The sequence below is a fragment of the Pseudoflavonifractor sp. 524-17 genome (assembly GCF_009935845.1).
Taxonomy (GTDB): Bacteria; Bacillota; Clostridia; order Oscillospirales; family Oscillospiraceae; genus Pseudoflavonifractor_A.
Genome location: NZ_QWEK01000006.1, coordinates 124,287 through 145,468, shown reverse-complemented (window position 1 = coordinate 145,468; position 21,182 = coordinate 124,287). Strand labels below are relative to the sequence as shown.

Here is a 21,182-nt window from a genome sequence, read left to right as displayed (position 1 = left end):
CCCTGCCCCTTTCCCAAAGAGAACGGGGCCAAAAAGAACATTTCGCAGAAATTCCTCTGCCTATTCCCCGGCCGGCGGCTCCGTCTGGGACGCGCCGGCGGGATCCGGCTGGGTCGTTGGCTCCGGCTGGTCTTGGCCGGGCGCCTCCGGCAGGTCGCTGCCGGGCATCCACCGCTCGGTAAGCAGCCACGCCTGGTTTCCCTCCGCCGGCAGGCGCAGGGTGCCGCTTATACTCCCGTTTTTGGCCTCCAGCTCCTCCATGGCCCGCTTCAGCCGCCAGGCCTGGCTGGAAAAGTCGCTGTACAGGGGCATCTCCACCGTCAGCGTACCGTTGTAGCCAAACCGGACCCGGCTCTCGCTCACGTCGATAAACTCGCTCACCCGCCAGCTCACTCCCCGGTCATACAGCGCCCCCAGCAGACTGGTGAGGCAGGCCAGCTTCTGCTGCTGGCTCTCCTCCACCGCCAGAGGACTGCCCACCGCGGGGGCCAAGGCGTTGATGCCCAGCAGCACCGGCCGGTCCTGGATCAGGAGGGAATCCCCCCGCTCCAGGATCTTGCCCCGGGCGTCCAGCAGCCACCAGGATCCGCCGTGCTCAAAGACAGCGATGGCGGTGCTCTCCTTCACCCGCACCACCAAAGTATCCGGCAGTTTGCGGCTGATGCTGATCTCGTCGATATAGGGCAGCTGGGTGCGCACTTGGCGGGCCATACTGAATTTGTCCAGCTGGAACAGGTTTTCTCCCCGCTCCACCCCCAGACAGCCGATGATCTCCGCCGCGGTATAGCGGCTCTCCCCCTCCACGATGATCTCATCCACCCGGAAGAATACAATGCACCCGGTCACAATGGCGGCAAGAATGAGCAGCGTGGACAGCAGCTTATAGAGTACGCCAAAGCGCCCCCTGTTGCGCCGCCGTCGCCGTCTCTTTCTCGCCGCCATCTGCTCTTCGCCTCCGTATGTATCTCAATCAGCAGGATACCAGAATCTTTGCCGGTAAACCATAAATTAATTCTAAGAATTTTCTTAACTGTCCAGCCGGCGGCGGACCACCTCCGCCCCCAGCCCCCGCAGGCTCTCCTCCAGATTCCAGTAGCCCCGGTCCAGGTGCTTCAGGCCGGTAATCCGGCTCTCCCCCTCCGCGGCAAGGGCGGCCACCACCAGGGCCGCGCCGCCCCGCAGGTCGGCGGCCTCCACCGCCGCCCCGTGGAGCCTGGGCACGCCGCACACCACCGCCACCCGGCTCTCCACCCGGATGTCCGCCCCCATGCGGGACAGCTCATCCACGTGCCGGTAGCGGCTGTCAAAGATATGCTCCACAAAGAGGGTGATTCCTGTCCCCCGGGCCAGCGCGGCCATGAGCGGGGGCTGCGCGTCGGTGGGAAAGCCGGGATAGGGCGCGGTATGAACTGGCTTTGCCCCACCCAGCGGCCCTTGGCTGGCCAGGTGGATCACGTCCCCCTCCTGGCGCAGGACACATCCCGCCTCGGCGAGCACGGCGCACACCGTGGCCAGATGGCCGGGCGTCACCCCGGAGACGGCGATCTCTCCCCCGGCGGCGGCCGCCGCCGCCAGATAGGTGGCGGCTACGATGCGGTCTCCCATGACGGTGTATTCCCCGCCGTGGAGGGGCTTTCCCCCCTCGATCACCACCATGGAGGTCCCCGCCCCCCGGACGCTGGCCCCTAATGTGCGCAGAAAGTTCTGGAGATCCACGATCTCCGGCTCCCGGGCGGCATTGCACAAAATGGTCGTACCGCTGGCCGCCACCGCGGCCAACATGGCGTTCTCCGTAGCGCCTACGCTGGGCCGGGTGAAGATAATTTCCCGGCCGGTCAGACCGCCGGCACACCGCAGCCGGCCCCCATCCTCCCGCACCACGCCTCCCAGGGCACGGATGGCCGCCAGGTGCAGGTCAATGGGCCGGGGGCCCAGCTCGCACCCGCCGGGAAAGGACAGCTCCGCCTGCCCCGTCCGGCCCAGAACCGCCCCCAGAAAGATGACGGAGGAGCGCATCTCCCGCATCAGGCCGTCGGGAATGTCCCAGCGGGACAGGGTCGAGGCATCCACGGCAATTACGTCTCCGTCCTGCTCCACAGTACAGCCCAAATGACGCAGAATATCCAGAGAGGCGTTCACATCGGACAGCGGCGGACAGTTGCGGATTACGCTCTTTCCCGGGGCCAGCAGGGCCGCCGCCAAAATGGGCAGTGCGCTGTTCTTCGCCCCGTGGACTTTTACCGTCCCCGCCAGCGGGCGCCCCCCCTTGATCAGTATAGCAGACTTCATACTTCATCCTCCGCAAAGTCGGTTTGATTTTACTCAAACTATCCTATGCGGAGAGAAAAAATGGGTGAGCGCCCCTATTTCTTTGTCAGCGCCAGCAAAGTACGGTAGATCTGCTCTCCTGCGTCAGACACGGCCATGTGCCGCAGGGCTGTTCCCATGGCATCCCGCTTCTCCTTGTGTGCCAGCAGGTCGGAGGCAATCTCATACAGCCGCTGGCCGGAGGACTCCTTCTCCGGCAGCAGCACCGCCCCCCCGGCCTCGGCGATGACCCGGGCGTTTTTGGTCTGGTGATCCGCCGCCACATTGGGGGAGGGCACCAGTACCGCCGGCTTGGCGATGGCGGTGAGCTCCGCGATCGTGGACGCCCCCGCCCGGCACAGCACCAAATCCGCCGCCGCCATCACCACCGGCATATCGTAAATGTACTCCCGCACGTCGATAGACGGGTGTTTTTCCAGATCTATTCCCCGTTCCTCCAGAGCGGCGCGGATTCTTTGATAATCCCGTCCGGCACTGTGAATATGGTGGAAGGGTTCCCCCGCCTTGCACTCCAGGGCGATAAAGTCCGCAGTCTGCTTGTTCATTACCGCCGCGCCCAGGCTGCCCCACACTGACACTACCACCGGCCGGCTGTCGTCAATGCCCAGTTTCTCCCGGGCCTCCCGGCGGGTGTACTGAAAGAAATCTCCCCGCACCGGCGTGCCGGTGACCACCACCTTTTCCGGCGTCTCGTAGTGCGCCCGGCTCTCCTCAAAGCCCACCATCACCCGGTCCACTACCTTGGACAGGGCCTTGGTGGTCAGCCCTGGCACCGCGTTGGACTCGTGGACCGCCGTGGGAATCCCCTTGGCCGCCGCCGCGCTGACAATGGGATAGGAGGCATATCCCCCTGTTCCCACCACTAAGTCGGGCTGAAATTCCTTTAAAATCCGGTTGGCCTGCTTCTTGGACCGGCCCATGTTGAACACCGTCTTCATGTTGTGGCCGATGGCCGCCGGCGTCATGGAGCGGCGGAAATTGGTGATGGTCACCGTGCGGATCTCATAGCCCTCCTTGGGCACCAAGCGGGTCTCCATGCCCCCGTCCGCCCCCACGAAGAGCACTCTACAGTCCGGATCCCGCAGCTGGAACATCCGGGCCAGGGCCACCGCGGGATTAATGTGTCCCGCCGTGCCCCCGCAGGCAAACAGTACATTCATCTTTTACCACATCCTCTTGGAAGCCATATCCTTTACCAACGGACACAGCTTCTTATTTTTCTCTCAGCCGCTACCCCTGCTTGGCCGCCGGTATCTGCCGGGAGACGCTCAATACCATTCCCATCTCGGCCAGCTGAATCATCAAAGCGGTGCCCCCATAACTGAAGAAGGGCAGAGAGATACCGGTGGTGGGAATCAGGTTGGTCACTACGGCGATGTTCAGAAACACCTGGCCCGCCAGCAAAGTGATGATGCCCACCACCAGCAGGGCGCCGAACCGGTCCCGGGCGTGAATGGCAATCCAGAACCCCCGGATGATCAGCAGGGCGAAGAGGAAGAGAATGATCCCCGCCCCCACCAGGCCCAGCTCCTCGCAGACAATGGGGAAGATAAAGTCGTTTTCCGGCTCCGGCAGGAAGGAAAATTTCTGCCGGCTCTTGCCCAGGCCCACCCCCAGCAGTCCGCCGGAACCGATGGCGTAGAGGGACTGGACAATCTGAAAGCCCTCGCCGGTCTTGTAGTAGGCCCAGGGATCCCGCCACACCTGCACCCGGGTGGACTGATAGCCGCTCATCATCAGCAGCAGCAAAGCGCCCATCAGCGCGCCGCCGGCGGCGAACCAGTAGAGCTTAATCCCAGCGGCGAAGAGCACCGCCGCACCCCCCAGCAGAATCAGAATGGTGCCGGACATATGGGGTTCCTTCATCATCAGCAGTACGATGACGCCCAAAATCGCACCGTAGGGGATGAGCTCGAGAAAGCCAATACGCTGTAAGTAATTGTAAGGTCCGCTGAGATAGGACCGGGGGCTGATGGTCCGGGGCGTCTCCGTATTCCGCTTGGACAGCCGGGAGGCGAAGTACATAATTACCCCCACCTTGGCTACCTCCGAGGGCTGGAACTGGGGCAGCGGGCCAATGGCCCGGATCCATCGCCGGGCTTTCTTGACCTCCACACCGATGCCGGGGATGAGTACCAGTACCAGCAGCACAATGGATACCGCCAGTACCCCCATAGACATCCAACGGAAGCGCTGGTAGTTGATCTTGGAGATAACCCACATGAAAACCAGGCCCGCCCCGCCGAAAAACAGCTGGCGGATAAAATAGAACGTGGGATTTTTATCCTCCGTCAGGGCCACGGGATAGGAGGCGGAAAAGACCATGATGACCCCGATGATGGTCAGCAGCGTCACCAGCATCAGAAAGGGCATATCCAGCGGCCCCCGGGCCAGCTGCTCCTGTACCGTCAGGTCCCGTTTGAGTTTTTGCGCCAAGACGTCGCCTCCTTATTCTCCGCGCCCAGACCGCCGCCCGTCACATGGGATAGCGGTCCATCACGCCCAAAAACGCCAGCAGACAGCCGATCACCGTCACACTGGTAAACACCGCTACCAGCTTGACCTCGCTCCAGCCCCCCATCTCAAAGTGGTGGTGGAGGGGCGCCATGCGGAAGATGCGCTTGCCATGGGTGGCCTTGAAATAGGTCACCTGAATAATATCCGACAGGGTTTCCGCGATGTAGATCACTCCCACCAGCACCAGTACCAGGGGGATATCCAGGGCAAAGGCCAGACCGCACACCGCCCCGCCCATGAAGAGGGATCCGGTATCTCCCATAAAAACCTTGGCGGGATAGAAGTTATAGATCAGATAGCCCGCCAGGCCCCCCGCCAGGCCCCCGGCCACAATGCCGATCTCCTGCCGGCCCCACAGGAAGGCCACCACCGCGAAGAAGAGGGCCACTGGAATGGTGACGCTCCCAGACAGGCCGTCGATTCCGTCGGTGATATTGACGGCATTCACTGTGCCAACCATGACAAAGGAGGCAAAAATCATGTACACCACCCAGGGCAGCTCAAAGGTCACGTTGAGAAAGGGGATATACAAGTGGGGCGTAAGATACCCCTCATTGCGCAGCAGAATGGTAAACACAATAGCCGCCGCCAGCTGGAGCAGAAATTTAGGTCCCGCAGTCAGGCCGGTGTTCTCCTTTTTCTTTACCTTCATATAGTCGTCCAGAAAGCCGATGACGCCGAACACCAGGGCAAACAGAACAGTGAACAGCCCCCCCCAGTTTCCCGCCGCCATATCCGTCCACCCGATGGCGGCCAGCACCACCCCAATGGCCAGAATGAACATCAGCCCCCCCATAGTGGGGGTACCCTGCTTGGATTGGTGCCAGGTAGGGCCGATCTCCTTAATCGACTGTCCCGCCTTCAGCGCCCGCAGGACAGGAATCAGCACCTTTCCCGCTGCCGCAGACACCACAAACGCCAATAACACGCTTAAAACAATCCTCATCTTTTGAACCTCCGTACCTCTTTGTTCCGCCAGCTGAAGTCACAAAGATGTATTTTATCATACACGCAGGGATATTTCTACTGGGATGCCGCTTTTTTTCCCGTCCCACTTCCGACGGCAAAGCAGGACGCCACCTCTTCCCGCTCGTCCAGATGGTACTGGACCCCGTTGATCTCCTGATAGGTCTCATGCCCTTTTCCCGCCAATACCACCGTATCGCCCGGCCGGGCCAGGGAGAGGGCCAGCCGGATAGCCTTCCGCCGGTCTGGCTCCACCCGCGGTTGGGCGCCGCCCTCTTTCATGCCGGCCAGAATGTCCCGGATGATCTCTCCCGGCTCCTCTGTTCGGGGGTTGTCGGAGGTAACTACCGCTACATCGGACAAGGCGGCTGCAATGGAACCCATCACCGGACGCTTGGACCGGTCCCGGTCCCCGCCGCAGCCGAACAGGCAGATCACCTGTCCTGCCGTCACATCCCGCACTGTGGTCAGAATATTCTCCAGCGCGTCCGGGGTGTGGGCATAGTCGATGATTACGGTAAACTCCGCCGGCACCGGCACCACCTCAATGCGGCCCTTGACACCCTTGACACCCTTCAGGGCGGCGGCGATTTCCGCCAGAGACAGACCCAGGCTCATACCGCAGGCCAGGGCGCCCAGCGCGTTGTAGATGGTAAAGCCCCCGGGAATAGGCAGCTCCACCCGGCTGATTGTCCCCCTCGCCACCGCCTCAAACACCACTTTTTCGGGAAACAGGCGAATATTTTTGGCTGTTAAGTCCGCGGTGTCCTTATTCTCTGAATAGGTCACCGCCGGACAGGGGACCGTTTGAGCATAATATCGCCCTGCCTCATCGTCCAGGTTGAGCACCGCCCGCTGGCACTGTTCAAAAAGCCGTCCCTTGGCTTGGCGGTAACGCTCCATGGTGCCATGAAAATCCAGATGATCCTGGGTTAAATTGGTAAATAGCCCCGCCGCGAAGGGGATCTCATCCACCCGGTGGAGGACCAGGGCATGGGAGGAGACCTCCATCACCACGTGGGTGCAGCCCCCGTCCGCCATCTCCCGGAGCAGCTTTTGTACCTCCCAGCTCTCCGGCGTGGTCCGGTGGGCCGGCCGGATCTCCCTGCCGATCAGGTTCTGATTGGTCCCGATAAGTCCCACCTTTGTATGCAGCGTCTGCTCCAGCATCTCTTTTATCAGGTAAGTGGAGGTCGTCTTTCCGTTTGTCCCTGTGACGCCGATGACAGTGAGCATCTCCGCCGGCCGGCCAAACCAGTTCGCCGACAGCACCGCCAGAGCCGCCCGGCTATCCGGCACCGCAAGCCAGGGGCCGGCCTCGTCCGGCGGGTGTTCACACACAACCAGCGCCGCCCCCCGGGCCACCGCCTCATGGAGAAAACGGTGTCCGTCGGTCTTATAGCCGGTCAGCGCCACAAAGATCTCTCCTGGCCGAAGCGTTCTGGTGTCGTAGGATATTCCTGAAATTTCCATTTCAAGCTCAGGCCCCGCCCACAAAGGGGCGATGCCTGCCAAAAGCTGGCGTAACTTCATACTCTCACCCCTTTGGGTTTTGTGCAAATGCTACAGGCCGGTTTCGGCACCGCCGGTGGCGGTGCTCTCGATAAAGTGGACCTCCACTACAGTGCCCCGCTCCACCTCGGTGCCGGCGGTAATGGTCTGGCTCTCCGCCTTTACGTCGTCCCCGGTGGCCAGGCCAGACACCTTCAGGTACAGGCCCGCGTTGGCCATGGCCTCCTGGGCCTGGGTCCGGTTCATGCCTGTGCTTACCACATCTGGTACCACAACTTTATCCGTGGGCTTCTCCTCCCCCAGGTAGACGATTACCTTGCTTCCCCCAGGGATGGCCATACCCTGGCCGGGAATTTGGCCGGTGACCACCTCGCCGTCGCCCACCGTGCGCACATCCAGTCCTGCCTCTTTCAGGCTGGCGGTGGCGTCGGCCAGGCTCAAGCCCAGCACATTGGGTACCGGCAGGTCCATCGTAGCCTTCTCTTCCTCCGTATACTGTTTGGCCACCCCCATATAATCCAAAATATCCGCCAGCAGCTTGCCGGCCTGGGGGGCCGCCATACTGCCGCCGCTGATATACCACTGTCCGGAGGTGAGGTTCCCTCCAGGCTCGGTGGGCTTAGGGCTGTCATAGGCCAGCAGCACCACAATCTGAGGGTCATCCGCCGGGGCGAAGCCCAGGAAGGATACAATGGTGTGGTCCTTGCCCTTGATGGTCTGGGAGGAGCCGGTCTTTCCGCCGATGCGGTAGCCCGCCTGATAAGCCTGCTTGCCGGTGCCCGGCGGCTTGACCACGCCCTCCAGAATGGCCCGGCAGCGTTGGCTGGTCTCCTCGCTGATAACCTGCCGCACCACGGTGGGCTCTGTATGCTGGAGGATGGTCCCGCTGCTGTCGGTGATGTTTTCCACCACGTAGGGCTTCATCAGATAGCCGCCGTTGATCACCGCGGCGGCGGCGGTGAGCATCTGGATGGGCGTCACCTGGAAGCGCTGTCCAAAGGAGGCCACCGCCAGGTCTACGTTGGTAAACCGGTCCCGGGGCCACAAAAGAATATCGCTGGGCCTGGGTTCCCCCTGCATGTCAATGCCGGTGCGCTCGGTGAAGCCGAATGCCTCCAGATAGTCGTAGAATTTCTCCGCCCCCAGCCGCTGGCCAATGTCAATAAAGGCCGGGTTGCAGGAGTTGGCCACCGCCTGGGCCAAAGTCTGGGTGCCGTGGCCGGACCGGTTGGAGCACTTGATGGGTTCATCGTACCCCTTAACCATCACCGACCCGCCGCAAGTGAAGGTGGTGTTCTCGTTGACCACGCCCTCTTCCAAGGCGGCGGCCAGCACCACAGATTTAAAGGTGGACCCCGGCTCATAGGTGCTGGTAATTGCCTTGTTCATCCACTGCTCCATGAGCAGGGCCACGCTGGCGTCGCTCTTCTCCTGCTCCGTCAGAGCGGGATCGTTCATAATCTCTTCCAGCCGCTGGTTCAGGCCGCTGTCGATGATGGTCCGCGGTTTATTCAGGTCGTAGGTGGGCGAGTTGGCCCAGGCCAGTATGGCCCCGGTCTTGGGCTCCATGGCGATGACAAAGCCGCCGTCCTGGACCTCGTACTTCTCCACCCCCTCCTCCAGAATCCGCTCGCAGTAGTGCTGGATGGTGGCGTTGATGGTAAGGTGGAGATTGTTGCCGTCCACCCCGTCCACATAATCCTCATACCGGTAGAGCATCTGGTTGCCCCGGCCGTCCCGGGCTGTGACCACCCGGCCCACTTTGCCCCCCAGCTCGTCGTCGTAGATGGCCTCCACGCCGTAGGCGCCGTGGTTTTCGCTGTAGTTCACCCAGCCGATCACCTGGGCCGCCAGGCTGGCGTACGGGTAATACCGCTTGGTGCTGGGCATGATGTAGATCCCACTGGTCAGGCCGTTCTGGGAGATATAGGTGCGCACCTGGTCGGCCTCTTCCTCCTCTACCTGGGTCTTGATGACCTCATACATGCTGTTGGTCTTGGACAGCCGCTTCAAAATCGCCTCCGGGTCCAGGTCCAGGATCTCCGCCAAGTGCTCCGCGATGGACTGGTCCGTGGGCTCCGGGTAGGCCGGCTTTTTGCTCTCGTCCCCGGACTTGACAGCGTCCTCCACCTTTTTCTGATACGCCTCCTGGCACTCCTTGATCTGCCGGGGGGAGAGCTGAATATAGTATGCCTCGGCGCTCATGGCCAGGGGCTCCCCCTCGTTGTCGTAGATATAGCCCCGGTTGGCCGTTACTGGCTGGTCATAGGTCTGCTGGCTCAGGGCCCGGGCCTGGAGGTCATCGTGCTGGAGAATCTGAAGGTCATACAGCCTGGCAAACAAGGGGATAAAAGCCGCCACGCCGCATACTGCCATCAAAAACAAAGTCCGCATCAAAATGGTCCGGTTTGCCTTGCGGTCCGGCTTTTGTCTCCTTTTGTCATTTTTCATACCGTTCTCCTTGCCATACTGTAGGAGGGCGTAAGAAAAATCTCATTTTTCTTACGCCCTCTTCTGAAGTCTGCCAGCCGGCAGCCCATTCATGTTCTCTTTTTTGGGGGGTCCCTTGTCTGGTCCGGCGGGGGGAGCGCCCCGGCGGACTATCCATCCAGACTATATGGACGGATCAGCGGAAATATTCCACGACCTGCCCTCCGATAGACCGCAGGCTGTCCAAAATTCCCTCCACGCCCTTGACCGGCCTGGTCTCATTCAGCAGCTCCACACCGTCCGGCTCAGACAGGTCCACATAGCAGATCTGGCTGTCCCGGGGGTGGATCATCGTCCCGCTGGAAGTCATAGCCTGCTCAATACTGCTCAGGTCATAGGCCAGCTCATACTGCACCCGCAGCTTGGCCTCCTCTCCCCGGAGGGTATTGACCTCACTTTGCAGGCTTACCACATCGTTGGAGAGCTGGGCCAGCTGGACATAGCCCAGCAGCAGCAGCATGGCACACACCGCCACCGCCGCAAAGCCTACAATGGCAAAGACGGAAACCTTTCCCGCCTCCCGTACCCTGATTCTGGGCCGGGAGAGCGCCTTTTCCCGTGGCCGTACCAGCGGCCGGCCAGTCAGGCCCTCTTCCCGCTCCAGCTGGCGGGCGGCGGAGCCGTCGTAAGACGCATTTCCCGGCACCCGGCGGTAGGCATATTTTGTTCTCTGCTTTGCCATGGTCGAAGATGCCATGGAAACCAACTCCTTCTCTTGTGTAGAGGGACGCTGTTCCGTTAGAGACAGGCCGTATTACGGCGTTTCCTGCCGGGATTACAGCTTTTCCGCCACCCGAAGCTTCGCGCTCCGGGCCCGGGGATTATGCGCCAGCTCTTCTCCGCAGGCCATAATGGGCTTTCGGCTGACCAGACGCAGCTTTGGCTTTTTGCCGCAGACGCACACCGGAAAATCCGGCGGACAGGTACAGCCCCTGGAAAATTCCGCCATTCCGTTTTTCACGATGCGATCCTCCAGAGAGTGAAAGGAGATCACTGCCAGCCGCCCGCCAGGACGCAGGCGCGGGACCGCCCCATGGATCATCTTATCCACAGCGGACAGCTCGTCGTTTACCGCGATACGGATGGCCTGAAAGCATCGCTTGGCGGGGTGCTGCTTTTCTTTTCGCGCCTTGGCCGGCATGGCGGAGCGGATCAGCTCTGCCAGCTCCAGGGTGGTCTCCACCGGCTTGTCCGCCCGGCGGCGCGCAATAGCCGCAGCGATGAGACCGGCGTACCGCTCCTCCCCATACAGAGAGAAAATCCGCCGCAGCTCCTCCTGCGGCCACTCATTGACTACTGTGCGGGCGGTGAGGGCGTCTCCACGGTCCATTCGCATATCCAGCGGGGCGTCCGCCAGATAGGAGAAGCCTCGGGACGGGTCGTCCAGCTGGGGGGAGGATACCCCCAGGTCAAAGAGCATTCCGTCCACTGCCGGCAGGTCCAGCTCACGCAAAATTGTCTCCAGCTCGCAAAAATTGCTGTGGACCAGCGTCACCCGGTCCTGCCAGGGGGCCAGGCGCTCCTCCGCGGCCGCCAAAGCGGCCTCGTCCCGATCCACACAGACAAGCCGCCCGGTGGTCAGCCGGGAGGCAATCTCCCGTGAGTGGCCGGCCCGGCCCAGCGTCCCGTCCAGATAGATGCCCTCCGCTCGGATATTCAGTGCTTGGATACACTCCTCCAGCAGCACGGGACAGTGGGTAAAGTCCGCCATTTCGGCCGCTCCTCTCACGATACGAAAAACAGGCTACAGCCCCAGCAGCAGCATGGTGTCCGCCACCTGCTCCGGGGTAAGCTCCCGCTTCTTTTTCTCATTCCAGGTCTGGGCGTCCCAGATCTTGGCCTTGTCGTTGTTTCCCACCACGACCACATCTTTTGTCAGGCCCGCGTAGTCCCGCAGGTCCTGGGGGAGCATAATGCGGTACTGGCTGTCCGGCTCGCACCGGGCGGCGTTGCCGAAGATCACGTCCATAGCCGCCGCCTGGCTGCTGGGCAGCTCCGCCACGCGGGCCTGCAGCTTCTCCCAGGCGGCCTGGGGATACATGACCAGATACCTGCATACCCCGGCGCTGTCCCGGTTGGCCCCTACAGCCACATGGAACACCTGGCCAAGCTCTTCCCGAAGTTTGGAGGGCAGAAACATCCGGCCCTTGGCATCAATGGTATGCTCATAGGTGCCGGTCATTTGCTGTCCGCTCCCTCCACTTCGCTCTACTTTGCTCCATTTTGCTCCACTACGGTTTTAGTATATCCGTTTTCTAACAAAATTGCAACAGTTTTTTTGTTCACTTTTCCAGAGGAAATCCTCTGCTTTTGTCGAAATCACCCTACTTTCTCAAAATAGAAACGTATGTTCTACTCAAAGGAAGGGCGCTGCCTTTTCTCCATCTGGAAACCGGAGAAGCGAACTTTTGAGCGGTAAAGCTGCGGACGGAGGCTTAGAAGCTGTACCAATAGGCGGCAACACGCGTCTGGACAGAACATGTTCCGGCTGGACTGCATCAAAAACGCTTGAAATCCGCCAGGATTCCTGCGCGTTTCTTCCTTGCCAGCCAAAAAATTTTCTTGCCCATACACGCACTTCGCCTATTGGTACAGCTTCTTAGACACGGTGTTCACAGCCATGGAACACAGCGTCTTATTTCAAGCCCCCGCCCACAAATTGCTATACCCGCTGGCCCATTGCCAGCTCCAGCTTCTTCAGCGCTTTTTTCTCTATGCGGGATACATAGCGCCCCTGATATTGTAAGCGGCTGCCCCTAAAAATCCGCTTCCAGCTGCCGGAAGCGAAACTTGACAATAATCAGTTTGTCCGCGGTCAGCTCTACCCGCTCGATGAGGCTGACCAACAGCGCCCGGTTGGCACAGGCGGTTTCCAGGAACCGCTCCGTCAGCTTTTTTGCCAGACCGGCCTGCTCCGCCGGGGAGCCGTCTGGGCGGTCCAGCTGGCTGAGACGCTGTTCCAGAGCGGCACGGTCGGACTTGACCTTGCTGTAGATGCGCTGGAAATCGGCCTCGTCCAGGATACCGCCGAGCTTATCCATGTACATCCTGTCCAAGTGAGCGGTCAGGCTGTCAATCTTGCCCTTGAGGGCGTTGAGCTCTTTTTCGCTGTCCGCCCCGGCAATGGCTTTGGCCACTGCCCTGCTCGCCTGAGGCAAAAGCCGGTCCGCTTGCAGACAGCCCCCACAGATCTCCCGCACCTTTTCCACCACCGCCCGGGTGACTGTCTCCTCTTTGATGGTGTGACTGGTACAGGCACCCGCCTTCGTAAACCGCTGGTAGGTCCGGCAGACGAAATACAGCTGGTCCTCCCCGGCCGCATTTTTCCGGTTAAGCACCGCCAGCGGATAGCCGCACTCGTGGCAGAAAATGAACCCTTTGAGCAGGAAGTCATAGGTCCGGCTGCGGGTGTGCCTGCGGCTGCTGACCAACACCCCCACTCTATCGAAGGTCTCCCGGTCAATCAACGGCTCGTGAGTGCCCTCTACTACCACCCAGTCCCGCCGGTCCTGCTTGATACACTTCTTGGACTTGTAGCTAATCTTCCGAGTGCGGCCCTGAACCATGCTGCCGGTATACGTCTCATTTTGCAGCATATCAGAGATACGCTCGCCGCTCCAAAGGCCGGTGTAGGGGCCGGGTCTGGCCACCGGCAGTCCAGCATAGGCGGCGGGAGTGGGTACGCCTTCCGCGTTAAGCTGCACAGCAATCTGACGGCAGCTCATGCCCTCCAGTGCCATTGCGAAAATTCTTCGCACCGTAGGGGCCGCGTCCTCGTCAATCACAATTCTGTTCTTCTCTGCGGGGTGCATCTTGTAGCCGTAGACCGGTTTGCCGCCGATAAACAGGCCCTTGCGCTGCTTGTCGTGTTTGACGCTGGAGATTTTTTTGGAGATGTCCTTGGCGTACATGTCATTCATAATTGCCCGGAAGGGCGTAATGTCATTGGCGGTGGAGTCCACCCCGGTGTCGATGCCGTCCAGCAGGGAGATGTAGCGGACCCGGTGTTCCGGGAAGTACCGCTCCATATAGTGGCCGGTGAGGATGTAGTCGCGGCCCAGGCGGCTCAGGTCTTTTGTGATGACCATGTTGACCTTGCCGGCCTCAATGTCGGCGAGCATGCGCTGAAAATTCGGGCGGTCGAAGTTCGTTCCGCTCCAGCCGTCATCAATATAAGTATCATGGACGCTGAGATGGTGCTGCTGGACAAAGCCGTTAAGCAGGGACCGCTGGTTATTAACGCTCTCGGAGGGGCCTTCCCTCTCATCCTCTTTTGATAGTCGGATGTATAGTGCCGCATGGTAATCCATGGGGCTGCTTATCTCCAAATACATGTCACGCCTCCTGAGACAAGCCGCCATTCATGGTATCTATTATACAATTTGTAATCATAGGTAATCGGTATTTCTCCATATTCTTGAGCTCTTTTTCAAGAAAAATGTCGAATGAGCGCAGAATGATCTGTGCGGCGCTTTCTCCTTTGGAATCGTAGCGTATCAATACGGATTCCTGGGTTTTCAATGAAACACCCCCTGATTTGAGATGGTACAGCATATGCATACAGCAGGGGGATAATTGCTGGCCGGACAAAAAAGCGGCGGACCGCACAGGCAGAATACAGCCAATCACATAGCTGACCGCCTTTGCCCGCTTTAAAAAGGAAAGACGCTCCGGCTCTTAACAGCAAGAAAGCAGCATGAACCAGCCGGTTCACACTGCTCCTTTTCTTTTCTAGCACTTGTATTCATAACTGGGGGGATAACGCTCGTAAATGGCGATTCCTTTTCGGTTACTCCCGGGCCTCTTCCAGCTCGCCCACCGCTGCAATCGCGGCCTTGGCGGCATTCTGCTCCGCCTCTTTTTTACTGTGGCCCGCTCCCTGACCAATAGTCTTGCCGTTCAGGGACACCTCTACCATAAAGATCTTGGCGTGGTCCGGGCCGCTGGATCCGGTCAGGCGGTAGCTCAGCACCTGACCGCTTTTCCGCTGCACCAACTCCTGAAGGGTGGTTTTATAGTCCCGGCTCCGGCCCCGCTCAGCCTCCTGGTCCAGGATATAGGTCTGGATAATGCGGCGGGCGGATCCAATTCCACCGTCCAGATACACCGCCGCCAGCACCGCCTCCACCGCGTCCGCCTGGATGGAGGGCCGTTTGCTGCCCCCTGCGGCGTATTCGCCCTTTCCCAATTTCAGGTATTCCCCCAGACTCCATGCCTTCGCCACTTCCACCAGGCTCTCCTCACACACCAGGGTGGCCCGCATCCGGGTCAGCTCTCCCTCCGGCATTTTGGGATGGGTGCGGTAGAGAAAATCGGCGGTCACCATACCCAGAACCGAATCCCCCAGAAATTCCAGCCGCTCATTGCTCTCAATCCCCTGCCCCCGGTTCTCGTTGGCATAGGAGCTGTGAGTCAGCGCCTTTTCCAGCAAGGACTGATTGGTAAAGGTATAGCCCAGCGTCTCCTCCAGCCGTGTCATACAGCCCCCTCCTTATTCTCCCACCGAAATCAGATCTCAGATCAAAGGGGAAGCCCCGCAAAGAGCGGGGCTTCCCACGTGGCTGCCGCCTAGTCCAGCTTGCTCTGCAAGAAGCGGACAAAGTCGCCTACCGTCGTTATGCCAGACAGGTTCTCATCCGCCAGGTCCTCCAGATGGAAGGTCTCTTCCACCGCCATGGTCAGATCCACCACATCGACAGAGTCAGCGCCCAATTCCTCAAACGAGGTGTCCATGGTAATGCTGTCCGCCTCTACGCCCAGCTGCTCCGCCAGGAGCGCCGCAATCTTTTCAAAAATCATTCCCATCTACTCCTTATCGTATCGTCTCGGCTTAGGACGATGTTAACGATGAATTGCATTAAAAATAATAGGCAAGATAGGGTCCTATGTCAATAGGGATTTTGAAACTTTTCCGCTCTGAACGTAAATTTTGTAAAAGTACCTTTTTTACCCCTCTTTTTTCTCCCCCGCCGGCAGGCGCATATAGGCGACATTTTCTGTAATGTCCTCAATTATGCCGGAGGTGGCGAAGCGGGCGGCCTGGCGGACCGCGTTTTTAATGGCGTAGGCGTCAGAGGATCCGTGGGCCTTGATCACCGGCTTAGAGATGCCGATAAAGGCGGTGCCCCCCACCTCTCCGGCGTCCAGCAGCTTTTTGAAGGACTTGATGCCCCCGGAGACCATCACCGCCGCCAGCTGAGTCAGGGCGTTCTTTTTGAACATCTCCTTGAGCTGCTTGGCCAGAAAGCCCCCGGTGCCCTCCATGGTTTTCAGGAAAATATTCCCGGAGTACCCGTCAGCCACAATCACATCCGCCGCGCCGTACACCGCCTCTTTTCCCTCCACATTGCCGATGAAGTGGATGCGTCCCTGTTCCCCGGCCTCCTTCAGCAGCTGATAGGTCTTCTGCTGGAGCTCCGTGCCCTTGGAGGGCTCCGCCCCGATGTTCAGCAGGCCCACCCGGGGCTCCGGCCGGCCCAGGACGTGCCCGGCGTAGTAGGCCCCCATAAAGGCAAACTGCAACAAGTACTCCGGGGTACACTCGGCGGTGGCGCCGCAGTCGATCAGCACCGCGCCCCCGTTTGCCGTAGGCACCACCGGCGCCATGGCCGCCCGGCGGATGCCCTTGATCCGCTTGACCACCAGCGTGGCCGCCGCCAGCAGGGCGCCGGTGCTCCCGGCGGAGACAAAGGCGTCCCCACGGCCCTCCTTGAGCAACGTCAGCCCCACGGTGAGAGAGGAATCCTTCTTCTCCCGAAAGGCTGTGGCCGGGTTGTCGCAGATCTCCACCACCTCTGAGGCGTGGACAATCTCCACCCCCTGGGGGGGGGCCTTCATGCCATCTTCCTCCAGAACGCCCAGAATGTCCGCCCCCCGGCCCACCAGGATGACCTCCACCCCCAGCTCCTTGACCGCCGCCAGCGCCCCCCGCACATTGGAGGCCGGCGCGTTGTCGCCGCCCATGGCGTCTACGATAATCTTCATAGAACCCCTCTCTCTTCCCCCTCCGCCTCCGCCCGGGGCCGCGGATCGTCCGTCAGCCCCAGCAGATAGTCTGCGGAGACGTTGTAGTGTCTGCACAGCAGGAAAAGCCGCTCAAACGTAGATCCCTTCCTGCCGTTTTCCATCTCGCATATCTGATTGGGTTTGACCGACAGAAAATCCGCCAATTTCTTTTGAGTTTCCTTGGCCTTTTTCCGCTGCTCTCTCAGCCTTGCACCAAATAATTTGCTTGAGTAGGTCATATATCCCCCTCGACAAACACACTAAAAGGGTGTAAACTGACGAAAACAATTCTCATGCTTTTAGTGGGTGATCTTATGGAATACCTCGCCGATGAACTGTTCCGCCTTGCGGAGCGCCTGTATCAGCCGGAGCTGGACGCGTCCCCGCACTATCAGGCGTACTGCCGGGTTTTGGCGCTCAATCTCAACGCCGTTGAGGCCGCCATGGGGCAGGAAGACCGCAATAAGCTGTCCGACAGCGTGGAAGAGTACACCCAGCTGCTGGTCCAGGCCGCCCTTGTCTGGGGGCTTCGCCTGGGACTCTCCCTTCCCCGTCTATAGACGGAATGGTATAACTTTTATTATAAATCCAAACCAGCCACAATGTCCAGGGCCCGTTTGGACAATTCGGCGTTTTTGTTCCGTTTGCCCTTGACCCGGTACCCTAGGGGCGGGATGATGCCAAAATTGACGTTCATGGGCTGGAAGTCCGTCACCGTCTCATTGCTCACATATAGGGCCAGGGCGCCCACGGCGGTCTCCTGGGGGAAATCCACCGGCGGCCTGCCCTGGAGGCGGCGGGCCAGCTCCACGGCGCACAGGAAGCCGGAGGCGGCGGACTCTACATAGCCCTCCACCCCGGTGATCTGCCCGGCAAAGCAGATTCGCTCCTCCCCCTTCACCCGGTAGTACCGGTCCAGCAGCCGGGGGGAGTCCAGATAGGTATTGCGGTGCATGACGCCGTAGCGGACAAATTGGGCGTTTTTCAGGGCGGGGATCATGGAGAACACCCGCTTCTGCTCCGGCCATTTCAGGTGGGTCTGGAAGCCTACCAGATTATAGATGGAGCCCTCGGCGTTGTCCCGGCGCAGCTGGATCACGGCGAAGGGCTCTTTTCCCGTCTTCGGATCCCGGAGGCCCTTTGGCTTCAGCGGCCCAAAGCACAGGGTCTGCCGCCCACGCCGGGCCATCACCTCCACTGGCATACAACCCTCAAAGACCTGCTTGTCCTCAAAACCGTGGACCTCCGCTTCCTCCGCCCCGCACAGCTGGGTCCAGAAGGCGTCGTACTCCTCTTCGCTCAGGGGGCAGTTGATATAGTCCGGAGTGCCCTTGTCGTACCGGGAGGCAAACCAGGCCGATTCCATGTCCACGCTCTCAAACGTGACTAAAGGGGCCGCCGCGTCGTAAAAGTTCAGGGACCGGCTGTTGGGGAACAGCTTGGCAATCTCCCCGCTGAGGGCCGGGGAGGTCAGCGGGCCGGAGGCCACGATTACCTCCCCTGTCTCAGGCAGGCCCTCCGCCTCCTTCTCTGTCACCGTGATGAGAGGGTGGCCTTTGATCTGGGCGGTGACCGCCTGGGCGAAGGCATGCCGGTCCACCGCCAGTGCGCCGCCAGCCTCCACCCGGTGTCCGTCCGCGCACTGGAGGATGAGAGACCCCATCCGCCGCAGCTCCTCCTTCAGCAGGCCCACCGCGTTCTCCAGCTGGTCCGACCGCAGGGAGTTGGAGCACACCAGCTCCCCATACCACTGGGTATGATGGGCGGGGGTCATTTTGGAGGGCTTCATCTCCCATAAATCCACCGGGATCCCCCGCTGGGCCAGCTGCCACGCCGCCTCGCACCCCGCCAGGCCCGCGCCAATGATCACAACCGGTTGCATCTCTACCTCTTTTCTGCCTGTTCCGCCCCGTCCGCCAGCTTCCGCTTCTCATCTGTCAGCCCCAGCAGGTGGCGGAGATATTATAGTGCCGGCACAGCTTCCCCATACACCAACACCCACTGTGCCAGTGCGAAGTCTCCTTTCTCTGGGGGCTCCGTCTGGGACTGGCACGCTCCAATCTGTAGCCGTTACGGTTCCGTCTTCTCACCGGCGGATTTCTTTTTGGGAGCGGCTTTTTTGGTGGTGGTTTTTTTGGCCGCTGGTTTCTTCGCGGCGGTCTTCTTGGCCGCCGGCTTTTCCTGAGCGGGGGGCACGCCCTCCTCCGGGTTGGCGTTCTCCGCCGTCTTCTTTTTATAGCCCCGCTGGTCCTCCGGCAGGAAATTGGCGCACGCCGGGTTGACGCAGAAGGGCTTTTTAAACCCCCGGCCCGACTTTTTAAACAGCGTCTGCCCGCACTCCGGGCAGGTCTCCTTCACCGGTACGTCCCAGGTCATAAAGCCGCATTTCTTGCTCTCGTCTTTATTGCTGTTGTTTTCGCAGCCGTAGTAGGCGTATCCCCGCTTGGAGGTCTTTTTCAAAATCCTTCCCCCGCACTGGGGGCACTTTCCCGGCATTTCGATGACGATGGGCTGGGTGTGGGGGCAGTCCGGCCAGCCGGGACAGGCCAGGAAACGACCGAACCGGCCCGATTTGAACACCAGATTGCGCCCGCACAGAGGGCAGATCACGTCGGAAACCTCGTCGGGGACTTTAATGCGCTCCAAGTCCTGCTCCGCGCCCTGGAGCTCCTTCTCAAAGCCGCCGTAGAAGTGGGCCAAAATGTCCGTCCAGTTCTCCTTGCCCTCCTCCACCTCGTCCAGGCGCTCCTCCATTCGGGCGGTGAAAGCGGTATCCACAATGTCGGGAAATTTGTCCTTCATCAGGTTATTGACCACCTCCCCCAGAGGGGTGGTGCGCAGGTTCTTTCCCTCCTTGACCACATATTCCCGATCCAGAATGGTGGAAATGGTAGGGGCGTAGGTAGAGGGCCGGCCAATCCCCTTCTCTTCCAGGGCCTTAATAAGGGTGGCCTCGGAATAACGGGCGGGAGGCTGGGTGAAGTGCTGATCCTTACGGCTGCTCTCCAGCCGTACCGCCTCCCCCTCCTTCAGATCCGGCAGAGGGGACTGCTTTACCTCCTCATCCTCCTCGTCCTTGCCCTCCACGTAGACAGCGGTATAACCGGCGAACTTCAGCGCCGAGTGGTTGGCCCGGAAGTGGTATCCGGCGCTCTCCACATCAATGCTCACGCTGTCATATACCGCGCTGGCCATCTGGCAGGCCAAAAACCGGCTCCAAATCAGCTTGTACAGCCGGAACTGCTCGCTGGTCAGATCCTTTTTCAGCTGCTCCGGGGTCAGGTTCACGTCGGAGGGACGGATGGCCTCATGGGCGTCCTGGGCGCCGGACTTGGTCTTGTATATCCGGGGCTTGCCGGGGTAGTAGCTCTGGCCGTACCGGCTCTGGATAAACTGCCGGGCCGCCGCCGTGGCCTCGTCGGACAGACGCAGAGAGTCGGTACGCATATAGGTGATAAGGCCGATGGTACCCTCTCCCTCGACGTCCACCCCCTCATAGAGCTGTTGGGCGATGGACATCGTGCGCCGCGGGGTCATGTTCAGCTTGCGGCTGGCCTCCTGCTGGAGCGTCGATGTGGTAAAGGGGGGCGCGGGGTTGCGCTGCTTGTCCTGCCGCTTCACCCCCGCCACTGCAAAGGGCGCGGCCTGGACCGCGGAGAGCACCTGGTCCACCTCTTCCTCGCTGTGGAGCTCCAGCTTCTTCTCCCGGCCGTAAAACGCCGCCTGGAAACGGCCCATGTTGGGGGCAATCCGGGCTAAATCCACCTGGATGGACCAGTATTCCTGGGGGGTGAAGGCCTTAATCTCCGCCTCCCGCTCCGCCACCAGGCGGGTGGCCACCGACTGCACCCGCCCGGCGCTCAGCCCCCGGCGGATCTTCTTCCACAGCAGCGGGGAGATCTGATAGCCCACGATGCGGTCCAGCACCCGGCGGGCCTGCTGGGCGTTCACCAGATTTTTGTCTATGGCCCGGGGGGCGGCAATGGCGTCGTTGACCACCTTTTTGGTAATCTCATTAAACGTCACCCGGTAGGTCTTATCGTCCGGGATCTCCAGCAGCTCTTTCAGATGCCAGGAGATAGCCTCCCCCTCCCGGTCCGGGTCGGTGGCCAGGAAGACCTTTCCGCTCTTCTTCGCCGCCTTTTGCAGGTCGTCGATGACCTCTTCCTTTCCCTTGATGGGCTGATAGTCCAACGTAAAGCCGTGCGCCACGTCCACACCCAGCTTGCTCTTGGGCAGATCCCGGACGTGCCCCATGGACGCCTTCACCTGATAGCCGGGGCCCAGATATTTTCCAATGGTCTTCGCCTTGGCAGGCGACTCCACAATAACAAGATTGGTTTTCGCCACAGCACTACCTCCAA

Annotated in this window: 19 protein-coding genes; 1 reads left to right on the top strand and 18 read right to left on the bottom strand. The window is 60.5% G+C overall.

The features are described from left to right. Positions 1-60 precede the first annotated feature (60 nt). The 16 genes from D1159_RS01875 to D1159_RS01800 all read right to left on the bottom strand — a co-directional run bounded on the left by D1159_RS01875 (position 61) and on the right by D1159_RS01800 (position 17,057). Positions 61-942: an FtsQ-type POTRA domain-containing protein gene (locus tag D1159_RS01875; protein ID WP_161843995.1), complete on the bottom strand. Its 882-nt coding sequence runs from the start codon at positions 940-942 to the stop codon at positions 61-63. A gap of 84 nt (positions 943-1,026) precedes the next feature. Beyond that, a complete protein-coding gene (gene murA, locus D1159_RS01870; RefSeq protein ID WP_161843994.1) occupies positions 1,027-2,289 on the bottom strand; it encodes a UDP-N-acetylglucosamine 1-carboxyvinyltransferase in 1,263 nt (420 codons plus the stop codon). Positions 2,290-2,363: 74 nt separating this feature from the next. After that, positions 2,364-3,488 carry an undecaprenyldiphospho-muramoylpentapeptide beta-N-acetylglucosaminyltransferase gene (gene murG, locus D1159_RS01865; RefSeq protein ID WP_161843993.1) on the bottom strand — a complete coding sequence of 375 codons (1,125 nt, stop codon included), beginning with the start codon at positions 3,486-3,488 and terminating at the stop codon, positions 2,364-2,366. A 70-nt stretch (positions 3,489-3,558) separates the two neighbouring features. After that, entirely contained in the window at positions 3,559-4,764 is a 1,206-nt protein-coding gene (ftsW, locus tag D1159_RS01860; RefSeq protein WP_243152048.1) for a putative lipid II flippase FtsW, read from the bottom strand. 40 nt (positions 4,765-4,804) lie between these two features. After that, the gene (gene mraY / locus D1159_RS01855; RefSeq protein ID WP_161843992.1) at positions 4,805-5,791 is read right to left on the bottom strand and encodes a phospho-N-acetylmuramoyl-pentapeptide-transferase; all 987 of its coding nucleotides are present in this window, start codon (positions 5,789-5,791) and stop codon (positions 4,805-4,807) included. A 77-nt stretch (positions 5,792-5,868) separates the two neighbouring features. After that, complete coding sequence (locus D1159_RS01850) at positions 5,869-7,344, bottom strand: UDP-N-acetylmuramoyl-L-alanyl-D-glutamate--2,6-diaminopimelate ligase (protein ID WP_161843991.1); 1,476 nt, start codon at positions 7,342-7,344, stop codon at positions 5,869-5,871. 30 nt (positions 7,345-7,374) lie between these two features. Then, positions 7,375-9,774 carry a penicillin-binding transpeptidase domain-containing protein gene (locus D1159_RS01845; RefSeq protein ID WP_161843990.1) on the bottom strand — a complete coding sequence of 800 codons (2,400 nt, stop codon included), beginning with the start codon at positions 9,772-9,774 and terminating at the stop codon, positions 7,375-7,377. A gap of 175 nt (positions 9,775-9,949) precedes the next feature. Beyond that, positions 9,950-10,510 (bottom strand): hypothetical protein, encoded by a 561-nt coding sequence (locus tag D1159_RS01840; RefSeq protein WP_161843989.1) that lies wholly within the window; start codon positions 10,508-10,510, stop codon positions 9,950-9,952. A 78-nt stretch (positions 10,511-10,588) separates the two neighbouring features. After that, positions 10,589-11,524, bottom strand: coding sequence for a 16S rRNA (cytosine(1402)-N(4))-methyltransferase RsmH (gene rsmH, locus D1159_RS01835; protein ID WP_161843988.1), 936 nt, complete (start codon positions 11,522-11,524; stop codon positions 10,589-10,591). 33 nt (positions 11,525-11,557) lie between these two features. Then, entirely contained in the window at positions 11,558-11,995 is a 438-nt protein-coding gene (gene mraZ / locus D1159_RS01830) for a division/cell wall cluster transcriptional repressor MraZ (protein WP_161843987.1), read from the bottom strand. 574 nt (positions 11,996-12,569) lie between these two features. After that, entirely contained in the window at positions 12,570-14,147 is a 1,578-nt protein-coding gene (locus D1159_RS01825; protein WP_161843986.1) for a recombinase family protein, read from the bottom strand. Between the two features lies 1 nt (position 14,148). After that, positions 14,149-14,442, bottom strand: coding sequence for a hypothetical protein (locus D1159_RS01820; RefSeq protein ID WP_161843985.1), 294 nt, complete (start codon positions 14,440-14,442; stop codon positions 14,149-14,151). A 160-nt stretch (positions 14,443-14,602) separates the two neighbouring features. Beyond that, positions 14,603-15,292: a ribonuclease III gene (rnc, locus tag D1159_RS01815; RefSeq protein ID WP_161843984.1), complete on the bottom strand. Its 690-nt coding sequence runs from the start codon at positions 15,290-15,292 to the stop codon at positions 14,603-14,605. A gap of 89 nt (positions 15,293-15,381) precedes the next feature. Further along, a complete protein-coding gene (locus tag D1159_RS01810; RefSeq protein ID WP_161843983.1) occupies positions 15,382-15,612 on the bottom strand; it encodes an acyl carrier protein in 231 nt (76 codons plus the stop codon). Positions 15,613-15,759: 147 nt separating this feature from the next. Next, complete coding sequence (gene plsX / locus D1159_RS01805) at positions 15,760-16,797, bottom strand: phosphate acyltransferase PlsX (RefSeq protein WP_161843982.1); 1,038 nt, start codon at positions 16,795-16,797, stop codon at positions 15,760-15,762. Continuing rightward, positions 16,794-17,057, bottom strand: coding sequence for a helix-turn-helix transcriptional regulator (locus D1159_RS01800; RefSeq protein ID WP_161843981.1), 264 nt, complete (start codon positions 17,055-17,057; stop codon positions 16,794-16,796). Before D1159_RS01800 ends, plsX begins: the two co-directional genes overlap by 4 nt. A 75-nt stretch (positions 17,058-17,132) precedes the next feature. Between D1159_RS01800 and D1159_RS01795 the strand changes: the two genes are divergently transcribed. Next, the gene (locus D1159_RS01795; protein ID WP_161843980.1) at positions 17,133-17,378 is read left to right on the top strand and encodes a hypothetical protein; all 246 of its coding nucleotides are present in this window, start codon (positions 17,133-17,135) and stop codon (positions 17,376-17,378) included. 20 nt (positions 17,379-17,398) lie between these two features. Here the strand turns inward: D1159_RS01795 and trmFO are convergent, their stop codons facing one another. Together trmFO and topA are read right to left on the bottom strand one after the other, a co-directional pair. Beyond that, positions 17,399-18,700 carry a methylenetetrahydrofolate--tRNA-(uracil(54)-C(5))-methyltransferase (FADH(2)-oxidizing) TrmFO gene (gene trmFO, locus D1159_RS01790; RefSeq protein ID WP_161843979.1) on the bottom strand — a complete coding sequence of 434 codons (1,302 nt, stop codon included), beginning with the start codon at positions 18,698-18,700 and terminating at the stop codon, positions 17,399-17,401. A 188-nt stretch (positions 18,701-18,888) separates the two neighbouring features. After that, positions 18,889-21,168 (bottom strand): type I DNA topoisomerase, encoded by a 2,280-nt coding sequence (gene topA, locus D1159_RS01785; protein ID WP_161843978.1) that lies wholly within the window; start codon positions 21,166-21,168, stop codon positions 18,889-18,891. Positions 21,169-21,182 lie beyond the last annotated feature (14 nt).

What these genes read in the sequence shown, in the direction of transcription:
- D1159_RS01810 (WP_161843983.1), bottom strand. Translation starts at nt 15,612, where the DNA reads ATGATTTTTGAAAAGATTGCGGCGCTCCTGGCGGAGCAGCTGGGCGTA.
- trmFO (WP_161843979.1), bottom strand. Translation starts at nt 18,700, where the DNA reads ATGCAACCGGTTGTGATCATTGGCGCGGGCCTGGCGGGGTGCGAGGCG.
- mraY (WP_161843992.1), bottom strand. Translation starts at nt 5,791, where the DNA reads ATGAGGATTGTTTTAAGCGTGTTATTGGCGTTTGTGGTGTCTGCGGCA.
- D1159_RS01800 (WP_161843981.1), bottom strand. Translation starts at nt 17,057, where the DNA reads ATGACCTACTCAAGCAAATTATTTGGTGCAAGGCTGAGAGAGCAGCGG.
- rnc (WP_161843984.1), bottom strand. Translation starts at nt 15,292, where the DNA reads ATGACACGGCTGGAGGAGACGCTGGGCTATACCTTTACCAATCAGTCC.
- D1159_RS01875 (WP_161843995.1), bottom strand. Translation starts at nt 942, where the DNA reads ATGGCGGCGAGAAAGAGACGGCGACGGCGGCGCAACAGGGGGCGCTTT.
- murG (WP_161843993.1), bottom strand. Translation starts at nt 3,488, where the DNA reads ATGAATGTACTGTTTGCCTGCGGGGGCACGGCGGGACACATTAATCCC.
- mraZ (WP_161843987.1), bottom strand. Translation starts at nt 11,995, where the DNA reads ATGACCGGCACCTATGAGCATACCATTGATGCCAAGGGCCGGATGTTT.
- plsX (WP_161843982.1), bottom strand. Translation starts at nt 16,797, where the DNA reads ATGAAGATTATCGTAGACGCCATGGGCGGCGACAACGCGCCGGCCTCC.
- D1159_RS01795 (WP_161843980.1), top strand. Translation starts at nt 17,133, where the DNA reads ATGGAATACCTCGCCGATGAACTGTTCCGCCTTGCGGAGCGCCTGTAT.
- D1159_RS01840 (WP_161843989.1), bottom strand. Translation starts at nt 10,510, where the DNA reads ATGGCATCTTCGACCATGGCAAAGCAGAGAACAAAATATGCCTACCGC.
- murA (WP_161843994.1), bottom strand. Translation starts at nt 2,289, where the DNA reads ATGAAGTCTGCTATACTGATCAAGGGGGGGCGCCCGCTGGCGGGGACG.
- D1159_RS01845 (WP_161843990.1), bottom strand. Translation starts at nt 9,774, where the DNA reads ATGAAAAATGACAAAAGGAGACAAAAGCCGGACCGCAAGGCAAACCGG.
- rsmH (WP_161843988.1), bottom strand. Translation starts at nt 11,524, where the DNA reads ATGGCGGACTTTACCCACTGTCCCGTGCTGCTGGAGGAGTGTATCCAA.
- D1159_RS01850 (WP_161843991.1), bottom strand. Translation starts at nt 7,344, where the DNA reads ATGAAGTTACGCCAGCTTTTGGCAGGCATCGCCCCTTTGTGGGCGGGG.
- D1159_RS01825 (WP_161843986.1), bottom strand. Translation starts at nt 14,147, where the DNA reads ATGTATTTGGAGATAAGCAGCCCCATGGATTACCATGCGGCACTATAC.